The 16,173-nt window shown below is 58.9% G+C and carries 15 protein-coding genes and 1 tRNA gene; 12 read left to right on the top strand and 4 right to left on the bottom strand.

What is annotated here, in order from left to right; genetic code table 11:
• The first annotated feature begins 51 nt into the window (after positions 1–51).
• The 7 genes from nudC to ACYVDM_RS18925 all read left to right on the top strand — a co-directional run bounded on the left by nudC (position 52) and on the right by ACYVDM_RS18925 (position 9,329).
• The gene (gene nudC, locus ACYVDM_RS18955; protein WP_415787721.1) at positions 52–813 is read left to right on the top strand and encodes an NAD(+) diphosphatase; all 762 of its coding nucleotides are present in this window, start codon (positions 52–54) and stop codon (positions 811–813) included.
• Between the two features lie 51 nt (positions 814–864).
• A complete protein-coding gene (locus ACYVDM_RS18950; protein WP_415787719.1) occupies positions 865–2,766 on the top strand; it encodes an LTA synthase family protein in 1,902 nt (633 codons plus the stop codon).
• Between the two features lie 341 nt (positions 2,767–3,107).
• Positions 3,108–4,376 (top strand): HlyD family secretion protein, encoded by a 1,269-nt coding sequence (locus ACYVDM_RS18945; RefSeq protein WP_415787717.1) that lies wholly within the window; start codon positions 3,108–3,110, stop codon positions 4,374–4,376.
• A complete protein-coding gene (locus ACYVDM_RS18940; RefSeq protein ID WP_415787715.1) occupies positions 4,373–6,571 on the top strand; it encodes a peptidase domain-containing ABC transporter in 2,199 nt (732 codons plus the stop codon). The genes ACYVDM_RS18945 and ACYVDM_RS18940 overlap by 4 nt, the downstream gene beginning before the upstream one ends.
• A gap of 49 nt (positions 6,572–6,620) precedes the next feature.
• Positions 6,621–8,084 (top strand): TolC family protein, encoded by a 1,464-nt coding sequence (locus ACYVDM_RS18935; protein ID WP_415787713.1) that lies wholly within the window; start codon positions 6,621–6,623, stop codon positions 8,082–8,084.
• Between the two features lie 462 nt (positions 8,085–8,546).
• A complete protein-coding gene (locus ACYVDM_RS18930; protein WP_415787711.1) occupies positions 8,547–8,876 on the top strand; it encodes a hypothetical protein in 330 nt (109 codons plus the stop codon).
• 6 nt (positions 8,877–8,882) lie between these two features.
• Positions 8,883–9,329 (top strand): hypothetical protein, encoded by a 447-nt coding sequence (locus ACYVDM_RS18925; protein ID WP_415787709.1) that lies wholly within the window; start codon positions 8,883–8,885, stop codon positions 9,327–9,329.
• A gap of 266 nt (positions 9,330–9,595) precedes the next feature.
• Here the strand turns inward: ACYVDM_RS18925 and ACYVDM_RS18920 are convergent.
• Positions 9,596–9,672, bottom strand: a tRNA-Pro gene (locus tag ACYVDM_RS18920).
• Positions 9,673–9,757: 85 nt separating this feature from the next.
• Positions 9,758–10,723, bottom strand: a complete 966-nt coding sequence (gene ispB, locus ACYVDM_RS18915; RefSeq protein WP_460475441.1) for an isoprenoid biosynthesis enzyme family protein — start codon at positions 10,721–10,723, stop codon at positions 9,758–9,760.
• A gap of 273 nt (positions 10,724–10,996) precedes the next feature.
• Here ispB and rplU point away from each other — a divergent pair, with 273 nt between their 5' ends.
• From rplU to proB, 4 genes are all read left to right on the top strand, one after another.
• Positions 10,997–11,308: a 50S ribosomal protein L21 gene (gene rplU, locus ACYVDM_RS18910; protein ID WP_415787705.1), complete on the top strand. Its 312-nt coding sequence runs from the start codon at positions 10,997–10,999 to the stop codon at positions 11,306–11,308.
• 55 nt (positions 11,309–11,363) lie between these two features.
• Positions 11,364–11,624 carry a 50S ribosomal protein L27 gene (gene rpmA / locus ACYVDM_RS18905; protein ID WP_415787703.1) on the top strand — a complete coding sequence of 87 codons (261 nt, stop codon included), beginning with the start codon at positions 11,364–11,366 and terminating at the stop codon, positions 11,622–11,624.
• Positions 11,625–11,709: 85 nt separating this feature from the next.
• Positions 11,710–12,846 carry a GTPase ObgE gene (obgE, locus tag ACYVDM_RS18900; protein WP_415787701.1) on the top strand — a complete coding sequence of 379 codons (1,137 nt, stop codon included), beginning with the start codon at positions 11,710–11,712 and terminating at the stop codon, positions 12,844–12,846.
• A 75-nt stretch (positions 12,847–12,921) separates the two neighbouring features.
• On the top strand, positions 12,922–14,058 hold the full coding sequence (gene proB, locus ACYVDM_RS18895) for a glutamate 5-kinase (RefSeq protein WP_415787699.1): 1,137 nt from the start codon (positions 12,922–12,924) through the stop codon (positions 14,056–14,058).
• Here proB and ACYVDM_RS18890 read toward each other — a convergent pair.
• Entirely contained in the window at positions 14,055–14,804 is a 750-nt protein-coding gene (locus tag ACYVDM_RS18890) for a response regulator transcription factor (protein ID WP_415787697.1), read from the bottom strand. The genes proB and ACYVDM_RS18890 overlap by 4 nt on opposite strands.
• Positions 14,805–14,880: 76 nt before the next feature.
• Here ACYVDM_RS18890 and ACYVDM_RS18885 point away from each other — a divergent pair, with 76 nt between their 5' ends.
• Complete coding sequence (locus tag ACYVDM_RS18885; RefSeq protein WP_415787695.1) at positions 14,881–15,327, top strand: helix-turn-helix domain-containing protein; 447 nt, start codon at positions 14,881–14,883, stop codon at positions 15,325–15,327.
• 69 nt (positions 15,328–15,396) lie between these two features.
• Here ACYVDM_RS18885 and ACYVDM_RS18880 read toward each other — a convergent pair whose 3' ends face one another.
• Complete coding sequence (locus ACYVDM_RS18880; protein WP_415788850.1) at positions 15,397–16,050, bottom strand: peptidoglycan DD-metalloendopeptidase family protein; 654 nt, start codon at positions 16,048–16,050, stop codon at positions 15,397–15,399.
• Between the last annotated feature and the right edge of the window lie 123 nt (positions 16,051–16,173).

Raw genomic sequence — 16,173 nt, 5'->3', positions numbered from 1 at the left:
TGTAAAGTAGCGGCTGAAAATAGTCTCAGCCCGTCAGCGCAAGGAAGCATCTTGAATTTTATTTTCCGAGGTAACGAACTGCTGGTCCAGGAGACTGGTCTTGAATTACCTAACGCGACAGCTTGCGCCGCGCTGGACCTGCAGCCCGACGCCTTGCAACAAGTGTGGCTGAACAACCCGGATATCCGCACCACCCATGTCCCCCTCACCACCGAGGCGCCACCGGGCTACGCATTTCGCAAATTACGCGCGCTGCTCAGCGAACTAGGCGAACAGGCCGCACTGGCCGGACGTGCCTTTCAGCTGGCGGAATGGGCCCGCACGCATCGCTATTGCGGCGTCTGCGCGACGCCCATGCAACCGGCAACCCACGAGTTCTGCATGCGCTGCCCTGCCTGCGGCCTGTCAGCCTATCCTCGTGTCTCCCCCGCAATGATGGTGTTGATACGCAAGGGCGACAGCATCCTGCTGGCGCGCCATGCGACCTATGCCACGGCGCGTCATACCGCCTTGGCTGGCTTCGTCGAGGCGGGTGAAAGCATCGAAGACGCCATCCACCGCGAGGTCTACGAAGAGGTCGGCCTGCGCGTCACCGATCTGAGGTATTTTGGTAGCCAATCTTGGCCATTCCCGCATTCCCTGATGATCGCCTTTACGGCTGAGTATGTAGGCGGTGATATCCGAGTGCAAGCGGACGAAATTGCAGAGGCCCACTGGTACGGCCCCGGTGATGCAATGCCCGATATTCCCATGCGGGAATCCATCGCCGGCCGCCTCGTGCGCGCCAATCTACCCAGCGGTAGCCACTCTTAATAATAATTGCGCGCTCCTTCGGTATCGGGCGTCGCAAGTAGCGGGACTCTAATGCGACATTCAGTCATCCTGTTTATCATCGCAGCCTTCGTGCTGCTCATTGTCAGCCGCCTGGCTCTGGCGACTTGGCAATGGAGTCGGGTAAGCAAAGCAGGGGGCCTGCGTCCCCTGTTGCGAGGCGGCCTACGTATCGACACGACCCAAATCGCCATACTGATCGCGCTGCCAGCCGTCCTGTCACCGTTTTTGGCGCATCTGCCCGCCGCCGCCACCGCGACGGGTATCTGGCTGCAAGTGTGCTGGATTTTATTGGGCTTTCTCGAGGTCGCCACGCCTGCCTTTGTCATGGAGTACGACACCCGCCCCAATCGCCTGTTTGTGGAATACCTGAAGCACCCCCGCGAAGTCTCAGGCATGCTATGGCGCGGCTACAAACTCGAACTCGTCGGTGCGCTCGTCGCGGTCGTGGCATTGCTGGCCATTGGCCATGCCTTGTTCGGCAACCCGGCCGTCGAGACCCGTTGGGCCTGGTGGCAAATGATCGTGGGCGGCGTGGTCATTCTAGCCGTCCTCATCCTGGCGATACGCGGCACGCTCGGACATCGCCCCATCAACCCCTCTACCGTTGCGTACAGCAATGACGGCTTGCTCAATACGCTGGCGCTGAACTCGCTCTACAACGTGCTTTATGCCATCTACAGCATGAAACACGAAAAATCAGCGGCTGCCGTCTATGGCCAGATGCCGAGTGCCCGCATGCACGAGATTGTTCTGTCTTGCGCCGGCCTGCCACATCCGCCGGCGATCGATACCCATCCAAGCGTGCATGATCAAACGCCCTCGCAGACGCGATCCCGCCCGGCCAACATCGTCATCATTCTCGAGGAAAGCCTGGGCGCCCAATATAGCGCCGCGCTCGGTGGCAACGACTACACCCCGCAGCTGGATGCCTTGGCAAAGGAGGGCTGGACCTTTACCCGGGCCTATGCCACAGGCACCCGATCCGTGCGTGGGCTCGAGGCCGTCACCGCGGGCTTTCTGCCCACGCCGGCCCAAGCCGTTTTGAAATTACCCGCGGCACAACGGGGATTTTTTACGCTCGCCGACGTCTTGGGCCGCCACGGTTACCACTCCCGCTTTATCTACGGTGGCGAATCGCACTTCGACAATATGAAAGGCTTTTTTCTGGGTAACGGCTTCGACGAGATCATCGACCGCCCGGACTTCACCAACCCGGCATTTGTGGGCACATGGGGCGCGTCTGACGAAGATATGTTCACCCAGTTGGACACGCACTTGCGTGCCGACCATGATCGCGATCGCCCCTCGTTCACCTTGGCCTTCAGCGTCTCCAACCACTCACCCTGGGAGTACCCCGCGGGGCGCATCACCGTCGAAGGCAACCCTGCCACCGTCGAAAACACCGTACGCTATGCCGACTGGGCGCTCGGCCAGTTCTTCGAGCGCGCGCGTCAGGCACCCTATTGGGAAAACACTATTTTCCTGGTGGTTGCTGATCACGACTCGCGGGTATTCGGCGACACGTTGGTGCCGGTACGCCACTTCCACATTCCGGCCGTCATCCTGGGCGGCGGCGTGCCTGTGCGACGTGATGAAAACATCATCAGCCAAATCGATCTCCCCCCCACGCTGCTATCGCTGGCGGGTGTCACATGTACCCACCCGATGCTAGGTCATGACCTGACCCGCAGCGCTCCCCATCGGGCCATCATGCAGTACGAAAATCACTACGGCTACCTGAAAGGCGACGATCTGCTGGTGCTACTGCCCGATAAAGATCCGGTGCAATTTCAGTATGCCATGCCCGAAGCCTTCGTTCCGACACCTACCAATGCGGCGCTCGCCGAAGAAGCACTGGCCCATGCCCTATGGCCCAGCTGGGCTTACCGTGAAGAGCGCTATTGCGTTCCCGCCGACGCTAAAACCGCATAACCTCCCTCGGAGCATCCCTCGCTCGGAGATTGGACCGATGGGCTCGCAATGAGCCCATCGCCGTCATCACATACGATACATGCGTCGTCTCTAGATCAGACTCGTCTGATATCACTGCCAAACCCTTGCATTCGACTCGCACCACGCTTGCGCCTACCTAGAATGGCCGCACGCTAAAGCAGCCGTCAGTACTTACGCAGCAAGCCTGTTCGCGCACGATGCCATAGCACCGTTCGCCGCGAACGATTGCGCGTCGTACGGGCACCCTTTATCGAATCCATTGACCCCATTCTGGCGTCGTATTTGCCCCAGGATTTCACGCCACATCGCGCCGTATTACTGTGTTTCGAAAATCTGCTCTCGACGCCACCAAGACACATCCGCTGGGATCAGTCATCGCGCTACGTCCGGTGTCGACCTCGGCGCTGGTCGGTTTGTTCGCGCTCTTTGGGCTTTGCCTCTTGGTGTTCTTCTGCTTTGGCTCCTATACCAAACGGGTAAAGGTCTATGGGCAGCTCATTCCCGCCAACGGACTCGTCAAGGTCTATGCCCCCCAGCCCGGCGTCGTCACCGCCAAGCACACCACGGAGGGTGCGTTTGTCACGAAGGGCGAGCGCTTGTTCACGCTCTCCAGCGAGCGCTACAGCCACGCCGGCGCAGCCATCCAGGAGACCATCAGCCAGCAGTTGCAGCGCCGCCTCGATCTGCTTGAACGCGAGCGCGACAAGCTCACCACGATCCACCACGAAGACGCCTCCTCGCTAGCGCGCACCATTGCCAATCTCTCGAAAACACTGGATCGCATAGACGGCCAGATTTCCCTGCAACAAAAGCGCGTTGCTCTCGCACAAGACAGCACGCGCCGTTACCAGGGGCTGGCCGCTAAAAACTATGTCTCTCGCGATCAATGGCAAGAAAAACAGGCCTTGCACCTCGAACAACGGACACGGCTTGCCGACCTGCTCCAGCAGCACGCCGAGACAACCAAAGAACTCGGCAGACACGAAAGCGAACAGCGCACACTCCCTCTGAGACAACAGGCCGCAGTCACACAAATCGAACGCGACATTCTCGCCATCACGCAAGACCTGACAGAGAGCGAAGCCAGACGCCACGTCGTGATACTGGCTCCCGAAAGCGGTCAGGTCAGTAGCTTGCTCGCCGAAGTCGGGCAATACGCCGAGCCCAACAAGACCCTGCTCAGCCTGATACCCCAGCACAGCGAATTGATCGCTGACATCTACATCAAAAACAAAGACATCGGCTTTACGCGCATAGGGGATCGCGCGCGGGTGCGCTACGCCCCCTACCCCTACCAAAAGTTCGGTATGCACGGGGCGCACGTCGCCTCGATCTCTACCGTTGCCATTCCCGCCACCGAAATCGTGAATATCTCTGGCGCCGTGCCCGGGCTGGAACAAAACTCCGCCCACGACCTGTACTACCGCGCATCGCTACGACTGGATACGCAAGACATCCTTGCCTACGGCACACCACAGCTTCTCGCGCCTGGCATGTCTCTCGAAGTCGATATTCTGCGAGAAACCCGCGCCATCTACGAATGGGTGTTGGAGCCGCTCTACACCATCACTGGAAAGGTCTCGAAATGACGGCTTTCTCTTTCTCGGACCTCAGGCGTCTCATGTCGGGGCGTCTCTCCGTCCCCGTCATCCTCCAAGGAGAAATCACCGAGTGCGCCAACGCGTGCGTGGCAATGATCTCGACCTATTACGGACACGCGTTGACCATCTATGAACTACGACAAAGATGTCCGACTTCCTTAAAAGGGGCAACGCTGTTGCAGGTGGGCCAGATGTGCGAACAGATCGGCTTACAGTTCCGCGCCATGACACTCGAACTCGACGAGCTGGCAAAGCTGCGCACGCCTTGCATTTTGCACTGGCGATTCAACCACTTCGTCGTGCTTTGTTCCGTCAGTGGTGGTACCGCCATCATTCACGACCCTGCCACAGGACGACGTCGAGTCTCGCAGGCGGAGCTCAACGAGGCGTTCACTGGCGTCGCGCTGGAGGTCTGGCCCGCCCAGACTTTTAACACGGCGCCACCTGAACCCGTCATGCCGCTGCGCAAGCTCGTCGGCGCCGTTTTCGGCTTGAAACGCGCATTACTGCAAATCATCGTGCTGGCGCTCGTCCTGGAAATGCTCTCGCTCGCATCGCCAGTCTTCACACAATGGATCATCGACGACGTCATCGTTTCCGCGGATACCGACCTACTCACCACGCTGTTGATCGGTTTCGCGCTATTACTGATCATGCAAGCTGCCGTGTCTACCCTGCGCGCCTATATCGGCATGCAGCTGAGCACCAGCCTGTCGTTTCAGAGCAAAAGCAATCTGTTTGCACACCTGGTCAAACTGCCCACCGCCTATTTCGAACGACGTCACATCGGCGACATCGTGTCGCGATTCGGCGCCATCGATACGATTCAACAAACACTCAACGCCTCATTGGTTGCGGGCATCCTCGACGGGCTCATGACAGTGATCACACTGGTGCTGATGTGGCTCTATAGCTGGCAGCTATCCCTGATCGCAATCGGCGCAATGGTGCTTTACGGCGTCGCTCGCCTGCTCTCCTATCCCCCACTCAAAGCGCGATCCCACGATGCCATCATCAAGGGCGCGAAAACCCAGTCTCACTTCCTCGAAACCTTGCGCGGCATACGCACGTTGCAAGTTTTCCAAAAGGCCCAAGACCGCTGCGCCACATGGCAAAGCCTGATGGTCGAGCAAGTCAATGCCGGGGTCAAGATTCAAAAACTCAAGCTGATATTCCAACAACTCAATACATTGATTTTCGGCATGGAAGGCCTCGCCATCCTGTGGGCAGGGACCAATCTGGTCATCACCGGCGGCTTTAGCGTAGGCATGCTGATGGCGTTTCTCGCCTACAAGTCGCAATTCAATCAACGCGTCGGTGCTTTGATTGACAACTTCTTCGAGCTACGCATGCTGCGTATCCAAGGAGAACGGCTATCTGACATCGTACTTACCCCGCCCGAAAAACCCGGACTGGATCCGCAGCGATCGCTGGAATCACTCGCCGGCACACTCTCATTCTCTAACGTGTCCTTCCGTTATGGGGACACTGATCCCTGGGTGCTCAATGACGCGTCGTTTCACATCAATCAAGGCGAATCCGTCGCGATCACCGGCACCACCGGTGCAGGAAAATCCACGCTATTGAAGATCATGCTGGGTATTCTCCAGCCCACACAGGGCGACATCGCGATTGGCGACGCACCCTATACCGTACTCGGCGCCCGCGGCATACGCTCGCTATCGACGTGCGTATTACAAGACGACGTGCTCTTTGCGGGCTCCATTGCTGAAAACGTCAGCTTCTTTGACCATGACACCGACATAGCCTGGGTTCAAACGTGCTGCAAACATGCGGCGATTCACCATGACGTCGACGCACTGCCCATGGGATACCACACACTCGTTGGCGACATGGGGACAGTGCTATCAGGCGGTCAAAAGCAACGCCTGCTGATTGCGCGGGCGCTCTATCGTCGTCCCAAAATTCTCATCCTGGACGAGGCCACTTGCCATCTCGACCTTCAGGTCGAAGCCCAGGTCGTGCACATGCTTAAGACTCTCAACATCACCCGAATCGTCGTCGCGCATCGCCCGCAGACCATCGCCTCGGCAGACCGTGTGCTGATCTTGCAAAACGGGAAGATCACTGAGCGTACGTCGTCTGATTTTTCTACAGATCATCAATGCCCCGTACCTGCGGCGGGACATCCTCCCACAGAGGCAATCATCGCCGCCCGCTAACCATGTTCACGGATTTACCTTTCACCCTAACCCGCCACTCATGCGCACCATGTTTGCATTTCGCAGTCTGCTATTGATGCTTGGTCTGGCGGCGACTTGTCCGGCTATCGCGGTGGAGCCCACCCTTGAGCTTCCGCCGCCGCTTGAGCTGAACCTCGCACCCGGTCTCTGCGAGGCGCCCGCCACTCTGTCCGATTTAAGCCTGCAAACCGCCGTACAAATCGCGCTTTGCAAAGCGCCCCGAGTGCGTCAAGCCCACCTGAGCATCGAAGAGGAACTTGCGAATCTCCGAACCGCGCACGCCAAATACCTACCCACGTTAGACGCCAACGCCGACGCCAATCGCATCGGCAAACGCGTCAAGTATCCCGATCACACCGGCGCCAATCACAGCCTGCATACCAACAGTGGCAATGCACGCCTCGGTTTGAGCTGGTTGTTGTTTGACTCCGGACGCCGCGACGCACAATACGATAGCGCCCACGCCAGACTGACGGCCGCCCTGTACTCCCAGGTGTTGGCAAATCGCGATCGAGCGGTGGCGGTTGCAGACAGCTACTACAAGGCATGCCACGCAGCGGTCAGCGCCGAGGCAGCTCGGCAGGCCGTCTCTCGAGCCAAACAGAGTCTGCAGGCGACACAGCGCTTACGCGAAGGGGGCGTCGGTTCCCTTGCCGACGAACAGCTTGCCAAGCTCGCCTGGCAACGCAATCTCGTCGACAACGACACTAAAGCCACTACGGCAGCGATTAGTCGGGCCGTTCTCGCCACCACCATCGGCCTGCCCGGCCAGAGCGCCATCAACTTGTCAAAAGCCCCGGACAGCACGTTCCGAGCGAACCCGACGACGGCCTCGCGCCGAGCGGGACATCTCAGTCCATCACCTGTCGCGGGATCCAACGACATCCATTCCCAACTTAACGAACGGATCATCACCGCCGTGCGCAATCATCCTCGACTCGCTGCCGCGCGCGCCAGTACTCAAGCCGCAAACGCGGAGGCTCAAGCCATCAACGCACAACATCTTCCCGGCGTCACCTTGCAAGCTGATCGTCATACCGGTTTCACGCCCCCGGCGAGCTCCGTCGCGAAGCAAAAGGTCAATGGCTGGTCCGTCGGCTTCACCGTACACATTCCTATTTTTGACGGGTACGCGATCAAGCACGCGACCGACGCCGCACGAGTCCGAGCCCAAAGCGCGCGCGAAACAGAACGGTCCATATGGCTCGAAGAAGAACTCAAGCTCTTGACTGACGTCAGCCAAATGACCAGCGCCAACCACAAAGAGGCATTGCTCAAGGACGCCGAAGCCAGCGCGCAACAGGCCTACCGAAGCGCGCAAGTCCGCTACCAAGAGGGAGTAGGCACGGCACTCGAGCTACTGAAGGCCCTCGATGAACTCGCCAGCATTCAGCAAACGGCCATTGACGTGCATTACGAATTGCTCGCGACAAGGTTCCGGGTTTCTGTGGCGCTAGACACGTTACCGCCCGTCCGCATAGAGCGCCATTGATTGCTTAACGAGAACACCATGCGTGAACTGTCATCCGCGGAACTCCAACAGGCCTCAGGAGGTTTCAACCCGCTCTGTATGGCTGTGGAGCAAATTGGGAGCCTAAGCGCTTCGACTGGATACCTGACGGTCATGGGCATCAAAGAATCATATGGAATCGGCCATCACGACACCGTAGTTGGCGTTGCAGGCGCGATTTCGTACTGCGCAAAGGTGAGCCGAAATATATGCCATAACGCGATTTATCCCGTCCGAGAAGGCATCTTTCTCCGTGCCATTATCAACTTCACATGCGGGTGTTTCTGCGCGGCAACCGAGCATCCTCCCAGACGAAGCAAACCCGACTGCCCGCAAAGCGAAGAACTCTAAATAACGTTCAAGTTATCAGTGACCGCACCATGCGTAACGCGTGGGAATTTCAAACCAGAGCGTGGACGCTCTTACTTTAGATGGAGATATGGAATGCAAGCACTCTCACTACAGAACCTGCCATTGGTAGCCGGCGGGACCGACGCGTTGGTCGTTAGTGAACCGCCTATGTCGGGGGCCGAATTCGGCGCCTCCATGGCATCCCTCGGCTATTCCCTCGCGTCGATGTACTCGAAAGGCGAGCTCGACTCGACCTTCGATCTTTGGCAGGCGTCCATGATGGGCGAAGGCCTTGGAGCGACTCTCGATAACTGGCTCTCTGATTATGAAACATTCCGCATGGGCACCATCGGCGTCACGGCCTTTCTGGTAGGCGCGGCAACCGGAATAGGCGTGCCCGAATCCGACGATTATTACGACTAAAGGCGCTTGAAAAGCATTAAACCCTTGACGCTGTCAGCAGCGTCGAGTTTGTTATTCACCCTAGTTAATAAGCTAACTAAGAAGTCAATGATCATGCGTGAGCTAAAACTAATAGAAATGACCCTCGTCGCCGGACGGAACGCCGACGAAGCAACGACCTCGGCAACCGGGGCCCCTAGATACACCGGAGAGCAACTCGCCCAAAAAATAGGCAGTGTTGCCGGTAGTGCCGCACTGGGATTGTTAGGCGCCGCGGGCGGCGCCTACATAGCCGGGCCCGCTGGCGCGACCGTTGGATTAATGGGAGGTCGCATGGCCGGGAAATTTGCGGGATCACTATGCGGAGCCGCCACCGGTTCTTATCTCAGCAAACAACCGAACCAGAATAATGTGCACATGGTCGGCACGGACGACGCAGGAGACGAAGATCAAGAGGTATGCCCTGTGTACTGAAGCTTATTTTTTACACCTTAACCACTGAGGGCATAGCAATGCACGCAGTACCGCTACAAGATTTAGCGCTGGCATCCGGCGGGGCAATCGAAGGCTCACTGCGGACCCAGACCAAACCGCAGACGCATCCGTAAATCGGAACTCAGCACTCCGCTTCTCATCACAAAACCGTCAAACGCAAAAAAACCGGACACTGCATCTCTGCAGTTCCGGCTTTTTTTGCCACTGATGTCGGGCACACCAGCAAAAATTCGACCACTAATCAGTGGTCGGGGCGAGAGGATTCGAACCTCCGACTCCTGCGTCCCGAACGCAGTACTCTACCAGGCTGAGCTACGCCCCGATTTGCTATATCGCTTGTATTGACTACATCGCTTTTAGCGGCACTTATAGCGTGCGTACAAAGCGCGCATTTACAGTGCTTTCTTTCAGCGGTCTCGATTCACCGCGAAAGCGCAAAATTCTAACAGGGATTCTTGATAAACGGAAATCGGTAAGACGTCCAAGGCTTTTCGAGCGATCTCCGCTTCGGCCAGAGCGGCCTGGCGTGCGTGCTCCAGAGCCCCTGTCGCTTGAATGGCCTCGGCCACGGCAGCAAAATCCGCATCGCCCGTCTGGATCGCGGTACGAATCATCTCGCGTTGCTCGGGTGTGCCTTGCTCCATCACCCAGATCAACGGCAAGGTGGGCTTGCCCTCGCGCAAATCGTCCCCCACGTTCTTGCCCAGGGCCTGGGCGTCGCCGCTGTAGTCCAGCACATCGTCGACCAACTGAAAGGCGGTACCCACATGCCGGCCATAGGCTGCGGCGGCGGCTTCTTGTTCGGGGGTGGCGCCCGCCAGTACCGCGCCGACCTGCGCGGCCGCCTCGAATAGTTTGGCCGTCTTGTAGCGCACTACCTGTAAATAACGCGCTTGCGAGACGTCGGGATCGTGGACATTCAGCAACTGCAAGACTTCGCCTTCGGCGATGACGGTGGTGGCCTCGGACAGGATCTGCATGATCCGCATCGAGCCGGCCTCGACCATCATTTCGAACGAACGCGAATACAGATAGTCGCCCACCAGCACACTGGCCGCATTGCCGAACATGGCATTGGCCGTCTCGCGGCCACGCCGCAGGCTGGATTCGTCGACGACGTCGTCGTGCAACAGGGTCGCGGTGTGGATGAACTCAACCACGGCGGCCAGCAAATGATGGTGCCCCCCCTGGTAACCCAGCGCACGTGCCACCATAAGCACCATGGCGGGCCGCATGCGCTTGCCGCCCGCGCCGATAATGTAATCGGCGATCGTCCGGATCAGTACGACCTCTGAGTCCAGGCGCCCGCGGATAACCACGTCGACAGCCTTCATGTCATCGGAAATAGGGGCGATCAGCTCAGGGAGATTCAAAACGTATCCGGCAGGTATCAGGAAGAGCCGACCCAGGGCTCTGTGGTGTGTCAACGCGGGCAAACGCGCCGCTGTCCGGGGTCTCGTGAATTATACGAGGTCTGATCGAGGCACTGTCAGCGCATCCTGGCTGTCTGGCGCGCCCTGCCTGCCAACGCTCCCTTGAAACGGCCTAACCACCCGGCCCATAAGGAAATTTTGACTTTTCCATAGCCGCGCGCTAGAATCTCTGGTTCGGTCAACACCGAAATCCCTATTTTTAAGGAATACCCCATGTACGCGGTCGTAAAAACCGGTGGCAAGCAGTATCGTGTTGCCACTGGCGAAAAACTCAAGGTAGAACAGATACCTGCTGACATTGGGCAAGAAATCACCCTGGACCAGGTCCTGTCGGTGGGCGAAGGCGATCAACTGAAAGTTGGTACTCCTATCGTCGCTGGCGCCGTGGTCAAGGCAACGGTTCTTGCGCATGGCCGGCACGATAAGGTCAAGATCTTCAAAATGCGCCGTCGCAAGCACTACCAGAAGCATCAGGGCCACCGTCAGAACTACACCGAAATCCGCATCGAAGTCATTACGGCCTAACGGTCCGTACGGCTTAACGATCCGATTTGGTATTGAATAGCAGGAGCTATCAAAAATGGCACAAAAGAAGGGCGGCGGCTCTACGCGAAACGGTCGTGACTCAGAATCAAAACGACTGGGCGTCAAGGCATTTGGCGGCGAACAAATCCCGGCTGGCTCGATCATCGTGCGCCAGCGCGGTACCCGTTTCCACCCCGGCACCAACGTTGGCATCGGCAAGGATCACACCTTGTTCGCGCTGATCGACGGCAAAGTTCAATTCGGCTTCAAAGGCGCATTGAACAAGCAGATCGTGTCGATTGTGGCAGCCGAATAACGGTTACCGGATAACGGTCACCGTTTCTTAAACGGCAAAAGCCCTGTCGCGCGCGGCAGGGCTTTTTTGCTTCAGGCAGGAACTTATGAAATTCGTAGACGAAGCCACCATCGAAGTCATCGCCGGTAAAGGCGGTAATGGCGTGGCGAGCTTTCGCCGCGAAAAATTTATCCCTAAAGGCGGCCCCGATGGCGGCGATGGCGGACGCGGCGGCAGCATCTTTGCCATCGCCGATCGCAACATCAACACGCTCATCGACTTCCGCTATGCTCGCTTGCACCGCGGCAAGAACGGCGAAAACGGCCGTGGCTCGGACCAATACGGTGCCGCCGCAGCCGATATCACGCTGCGAGTTCCCGTAGGCACCGTCGTCTATGACGCAGATACCGGCGAGCTCTTGTTCGATCTCAATCGCCATGACGAAAAGGTCACGCTGGCCGCCGGCGGCGAGGGCGGCATGGGCAATATTCACTTCAAGTCCAGCATCAACCGCGCCCCGCGCCAGTGGACGCCCGGCAAAGAAGGCGAACAACGCCGTCTGCGCTTCGAGCTGAAAGTCCTGGCCGATGTCGGCTTGCTGGGGCTGCCCAACGCGGGCAAATCCACGCTGATCAGCCGCATCTCTAATGCGCGCCCCAAGATCGCAGACTATCCGTTCACCACCCTGCACCCTAACCTGGGCGTCGTACGTACCTCGGCGGCGCGCAGCTTTGTCGTGGCGGATATTCCCGGGCTGATCGAGGGTGCCTCCGAAGGTGCCGGCCTGGGCCATTTGTTCCTGCGCCACCTGGCACGCACGCGGGTGCTGCTGCATCTGGTCGACATCTCGTCAGCGGATCCGGATACCGATCCTATCGACCAGGCCGTCATCAACGCGCGCGCCATCGTCGAGGAACTGCGCCGCTACGATCCGGAACTGGCCGACAAACCCCGCTGGCTCGTTCTCAACAAGCTGGATATGGTGCCTGACGCCGAATCCGCCCGCGAGCGTTTTGCGCAACAGTTCGACTGGCATGGTCCTATCTACGCGATTTCCGGGTTGAATGGCGACGGAACGCAAGAGCTGATCTGGGCCTTGCAAGACTACCTGGACGCCGAGCAACGCAAAGATAACTTGGCCGACGACAAGGCGGATGGCACTTACGTCGCTGAAGACCCTCGCTTTGATGCGACACGCGGTGATGCCCCTGCCCCCCAAGCGCCGCGTGGCGGTGACGAATAATCCCTCATCTCATTTTCGTTTTCCGCCGGCCGCGGGTTGCGGCCACTTTCTTCATTGCGATACTCGGTCATCACCATGACTGCCGATCACACACCTGTCTCTGTTGTAACCTCTGCCACGCGCCTGGTGGCCAAAGTCGGATCCTCTCTGGTCACCAACGAAGGGCGCGGGCTGGACCGCGCCGCCGTCGCGCACTGGGCGGCCCAAATCGCCACCCTGCGCCAACAGGGCAAACAAGTCGTGCTGGTATCCAGCGGCGCCATTGCCGAGGGTATGGCCCGGCTGGGTTGGCGTAAACGACCGTCGGTGATGCATGAATTGCAAGCCGCGGCGGCCGTCGGTCAAATGGGGCTGTGCCAAGCCTATGAGGCAGCATTTGCCGAACACGGCCTGCGCACGGCACAGATTCTGCTGACTCACGAAGATCTGGCCGACCGCCGCCGGTATCTGAACGCGCGAAGCACCCTGTTTTCGCTCTTGCGTATGGGTGTCATCCCGATCGTCAACGAAAACGATACGGTCGTCACCGATGAAATTCGTTTGGGTGACAACGACACCTTGGGCGCCCTGGTGACTAACCTGATCGAAGCCGATGCACTGGTCATCCTGACCGACCAACGCGGGCTCTATGACTCGGATCCTCGCAAGAACCCTGCCGCGGTCTTTATCTCGCATGCGCAAGCCGGCGACCCCACCCTGGAAGCCATGGCCGGCGGCGCTGGCTCGGGCATCGGCACCGGTGGCATGCTAACCAAGATCCTGGCCGCCAAGCGAGCCGCGCATAGTGGCGCCCACACTGTGATCGCGTCGGGCCGCGAACGCGGCGTGCTGACTCGCCTGGCGCAAGGGGAATGCATCGGAACCGAACTGAGCGCCGTACTGCCGGTATGGTCCGCTCGCAAGCAATGGCTGGCAGACCACCTGCGCCTGCGGGGACGTGTGGTGCTGGACGATGGCGCAGTGCATGCTCTGCTGCACGAAGGCAAAAGCCTGTTGCCTATCGGCGTTGTCGAGGTACAGGGGGAATTCGAGCGCGGCGATGTCGTGGCGTGCGTTGACGCCCAAGGCACGGAATGCGCGCGCGGCCTGATCAACTATTCGTCATCAGACACGCGGCGCATTCTGCGGCAGCCATCGTCTCAAATTGCACGAATACTGGGTGACATGACCGACCCGGAATTAATGCATCGCGACAATCTGGTGATTACCTAGCTGCAATAGCCTGCCGACGCGGGCACCGGGACATCTTCTAGCGGTTTGGCCTCGGTCGCCGTGTCCGTCAGGAAAATGTAGCCCCATTGCCGCACAGCCAATAATGGCAGGCCTACCCCAAGCCGTTCGGCTTTGGCGCGTAGGCGCGACACCATGACATCCACGCTGCGCGCGGAATGCGGGCCACGGGGGCCGGCAACAGCGGTCGCGATCAGGCGCTCACGCGGCAAACGATGCCCAGGCGACGACAGCAACCGCAAAAAGAACGCACTTTCGGTAAATGTCAGGGGCAGACGCTGACCGCTAGGTCCGGCCAGGACGCGGCCGGAATGCGTCAGACGCCATGGGGACGTTTCCCGCGGAGCTCGCGCGGACGGCCCGTTGCGCGACCTCACCAGGGCCCGACCTAATGCGCAGACCTCACGCAAATCGGTCGACAAGAGGCAGCAGGCGTCCGCCCCCGCATCCAGTGCCGCAACACGTGCGTCAACACCAGGATCGCTGATCAGGGCAATGAGCGCGGCGTTGGGGGACGTGTAGCGTGCCACGCTCACCAGCGTACGCAGGTCGTACTCTTCATTTTCAATCACCACAACTTGTGGCGCGCAAACCTCGACCATTCCCGTCAAGGCGGCGGTCGTCGTGCAACTACGGACGGACCACCCCTGAGCGGCCAACCCCGCAACCAGATTCGGCAAGCGTGGATGTTGGCCTTGAATGATGATAGATTCGATTGCAGCATGCATAGGATCTCCTCAGCGAAAACACATAAGTAATAATAATGATCGCCAACGTAATCTAAACGCACGGTTCAATCGGCTAGTGAAGACATTCTCAGACCGATTGAAGCACGCAAGGCAGCTTCGAGACCACACTCAGCAAAGTTTGGCGCGTGCTTGCGGGCTATCGCAAAGCACGATCGCCAGCTATGAAAATGGTGAACGCAAGTCCAGCCGGTCTTTTCGAAAGATCGCCAACGTCTTGCGTGTCGAACTAGACTGGTTGGAAACAGGCAAAGGCCCGATGGAAAGGCGGGACCACTATCCGTCGACCAGCGCGTCAGACGCCTACCCACTCAGAGAACCCGGCAATGCGTCCGGGGCGTTGTCACCGCCCGCCGCGTGGCCCTTTCCCAGCGTATCGCCTATGCAGATCAATGCCTTGTCGGCCAGTGACCGACAAGAGCTCGAGAAATGGCTGCGCCTGATGGTAGAAGGCTATTTGCACGCTTACGCGACACCCTCACGCCCGAAACGACGCAACTCCTGACCAGGAACGGCCGGAGCAGCATGTCTCCTGCCCTCGCCGCGGGGTACGGCGGCCGGCGAAAACCGAGCTTCAGCGCGGCGGCAAGGCGCCTGACGGATCTACCGGCTGACCGCGATGACGCAACTCAAAATACAGCCCCGGTCCGCTGCGATCCGTGCTGCCCATATCCGCGAGTTGCTGCCCCTGAGAGACCTTTTGGCCCTCTTTGACCAGTAATTTATTGTTGTGTGCGTAGATGCTGAGGAAATCGCCCGAGTGCTGCACGATCACCAGATTCCCGTAGCCCCGTAAACGGTTACCCGCATACACGACACTGCCTGCGGCGGCGGCCTTGATCGGGGTACCGGCCTTGTTGACGATGGTCAGACCCTTGGACGATGTGCCGTTGTAGCGTTGCGTCAGTGTTCCGTCGGCGGGCCATACCAGCTTCAGCCCTTTGACCACGGCCGACGACGACGATGACGACATGGCAGGCGTTCTCGTGCCGCTCGTCTTGCCGGAACTCGTGTCGGGCGGCGGCGCACTGCCGCCCTTGGCATTGACGCGCAGTAATTGTCCCTTCTCAATACGATCCGGGTTCGACAATTTATTCAAGCGCATTAATTCCGACACACTCGTATCGTGTTGGCGCGCGATTTTGTGTAACGTGTCGCCGGGCTGTACACGGTAGTAGCCCGACTCAACCTTGCCGGAGCCGGTACTGCCGCATGCGGCCAGGAGCATCAATAAACAAATGCCCAGAGCCAGGCAGAAATGGCGCCAAGCGGGCAACGCCCAATCCCGGCTGGACGTTGCGTACGAAATAGGGGAAATAAAAATGGCAGACACTGACGATATATCGATAGG

It is taken from the genome of Bordetella tumulicola (assembly GCF_054779135.1).
Note: the sequence above shows the minus strand (reverse complement) of the source record. Positions and strands in the feature narration are given on the sequence as shown.

Coding starts and splice junctions, on each gene's coding strand:
- ACYVDM_RS18950 (WP_415787719.1), top strand. CDS start 865: ATGCGACATTCAGTCATCCTGTTTATCATCGCAGCCTTCGTGCTGCTC.
- ACYVDM_RS18940 (WP_415787715.1), top strand. CDS start 4,373: ATGACGGCTTTCTCTTTCTCGGACCTCAGGCGTCTCATGTCGGGGCGT.
- ACYVDM_RS18935 (WP_415787713.1), top strand. CDS start 6,621: ATGTTTGCATTTCGCAGTCTGCTATTGATGCTTGGTCTGGCGGCGACT.
- ACYVDM_RS18930 (WP_415787711.1), top strand. CDS start 8,547: ATGCAAGCACTCTCACTACAGAACCTGCCATTGGTAGCCGGCGGGACC.
- rplU (WP_415787705.1), top strand. CDS start 10,997: ATGTACGCGGTCGTAAAAACCGGTGGCAAGCAGTATCGTGTTGCCACT.
- rpmA (WP_415787703.1), top strand. CDS start 11,364: ATGGCACAAAAGAAGGGCGGCGGCTCTACGCGAAACGGTCGTGACTCA.
- obgE (WP_415787701.1), top strand. CDS start 11,710: ATGAAATTCGTAGACGAAGCCACCATCGAAGTCATCGCCGGTAAAGGC.
- proB (WP_415787699.1), top strand. CDS start 12,922: ATGACTGCCGATCACACACCTGTCTCTGTTGTAACCTCTGCCACGCGC.
- ACYVDM_RS18890 (WP_415787697.1), bottom strand. CDS start 14,804: ATGCATGCTGCAATCGAATCTATCATCATTCAAGGCCAACATCCACGC.
- ACYVDM_RS18880 (WP_415788850.1), bottom strand. CDS start 16,050: ATGCTCCTGGCCGCATGCGGCAGTACCGGCTCCGGCAAGGTTGAGTCG.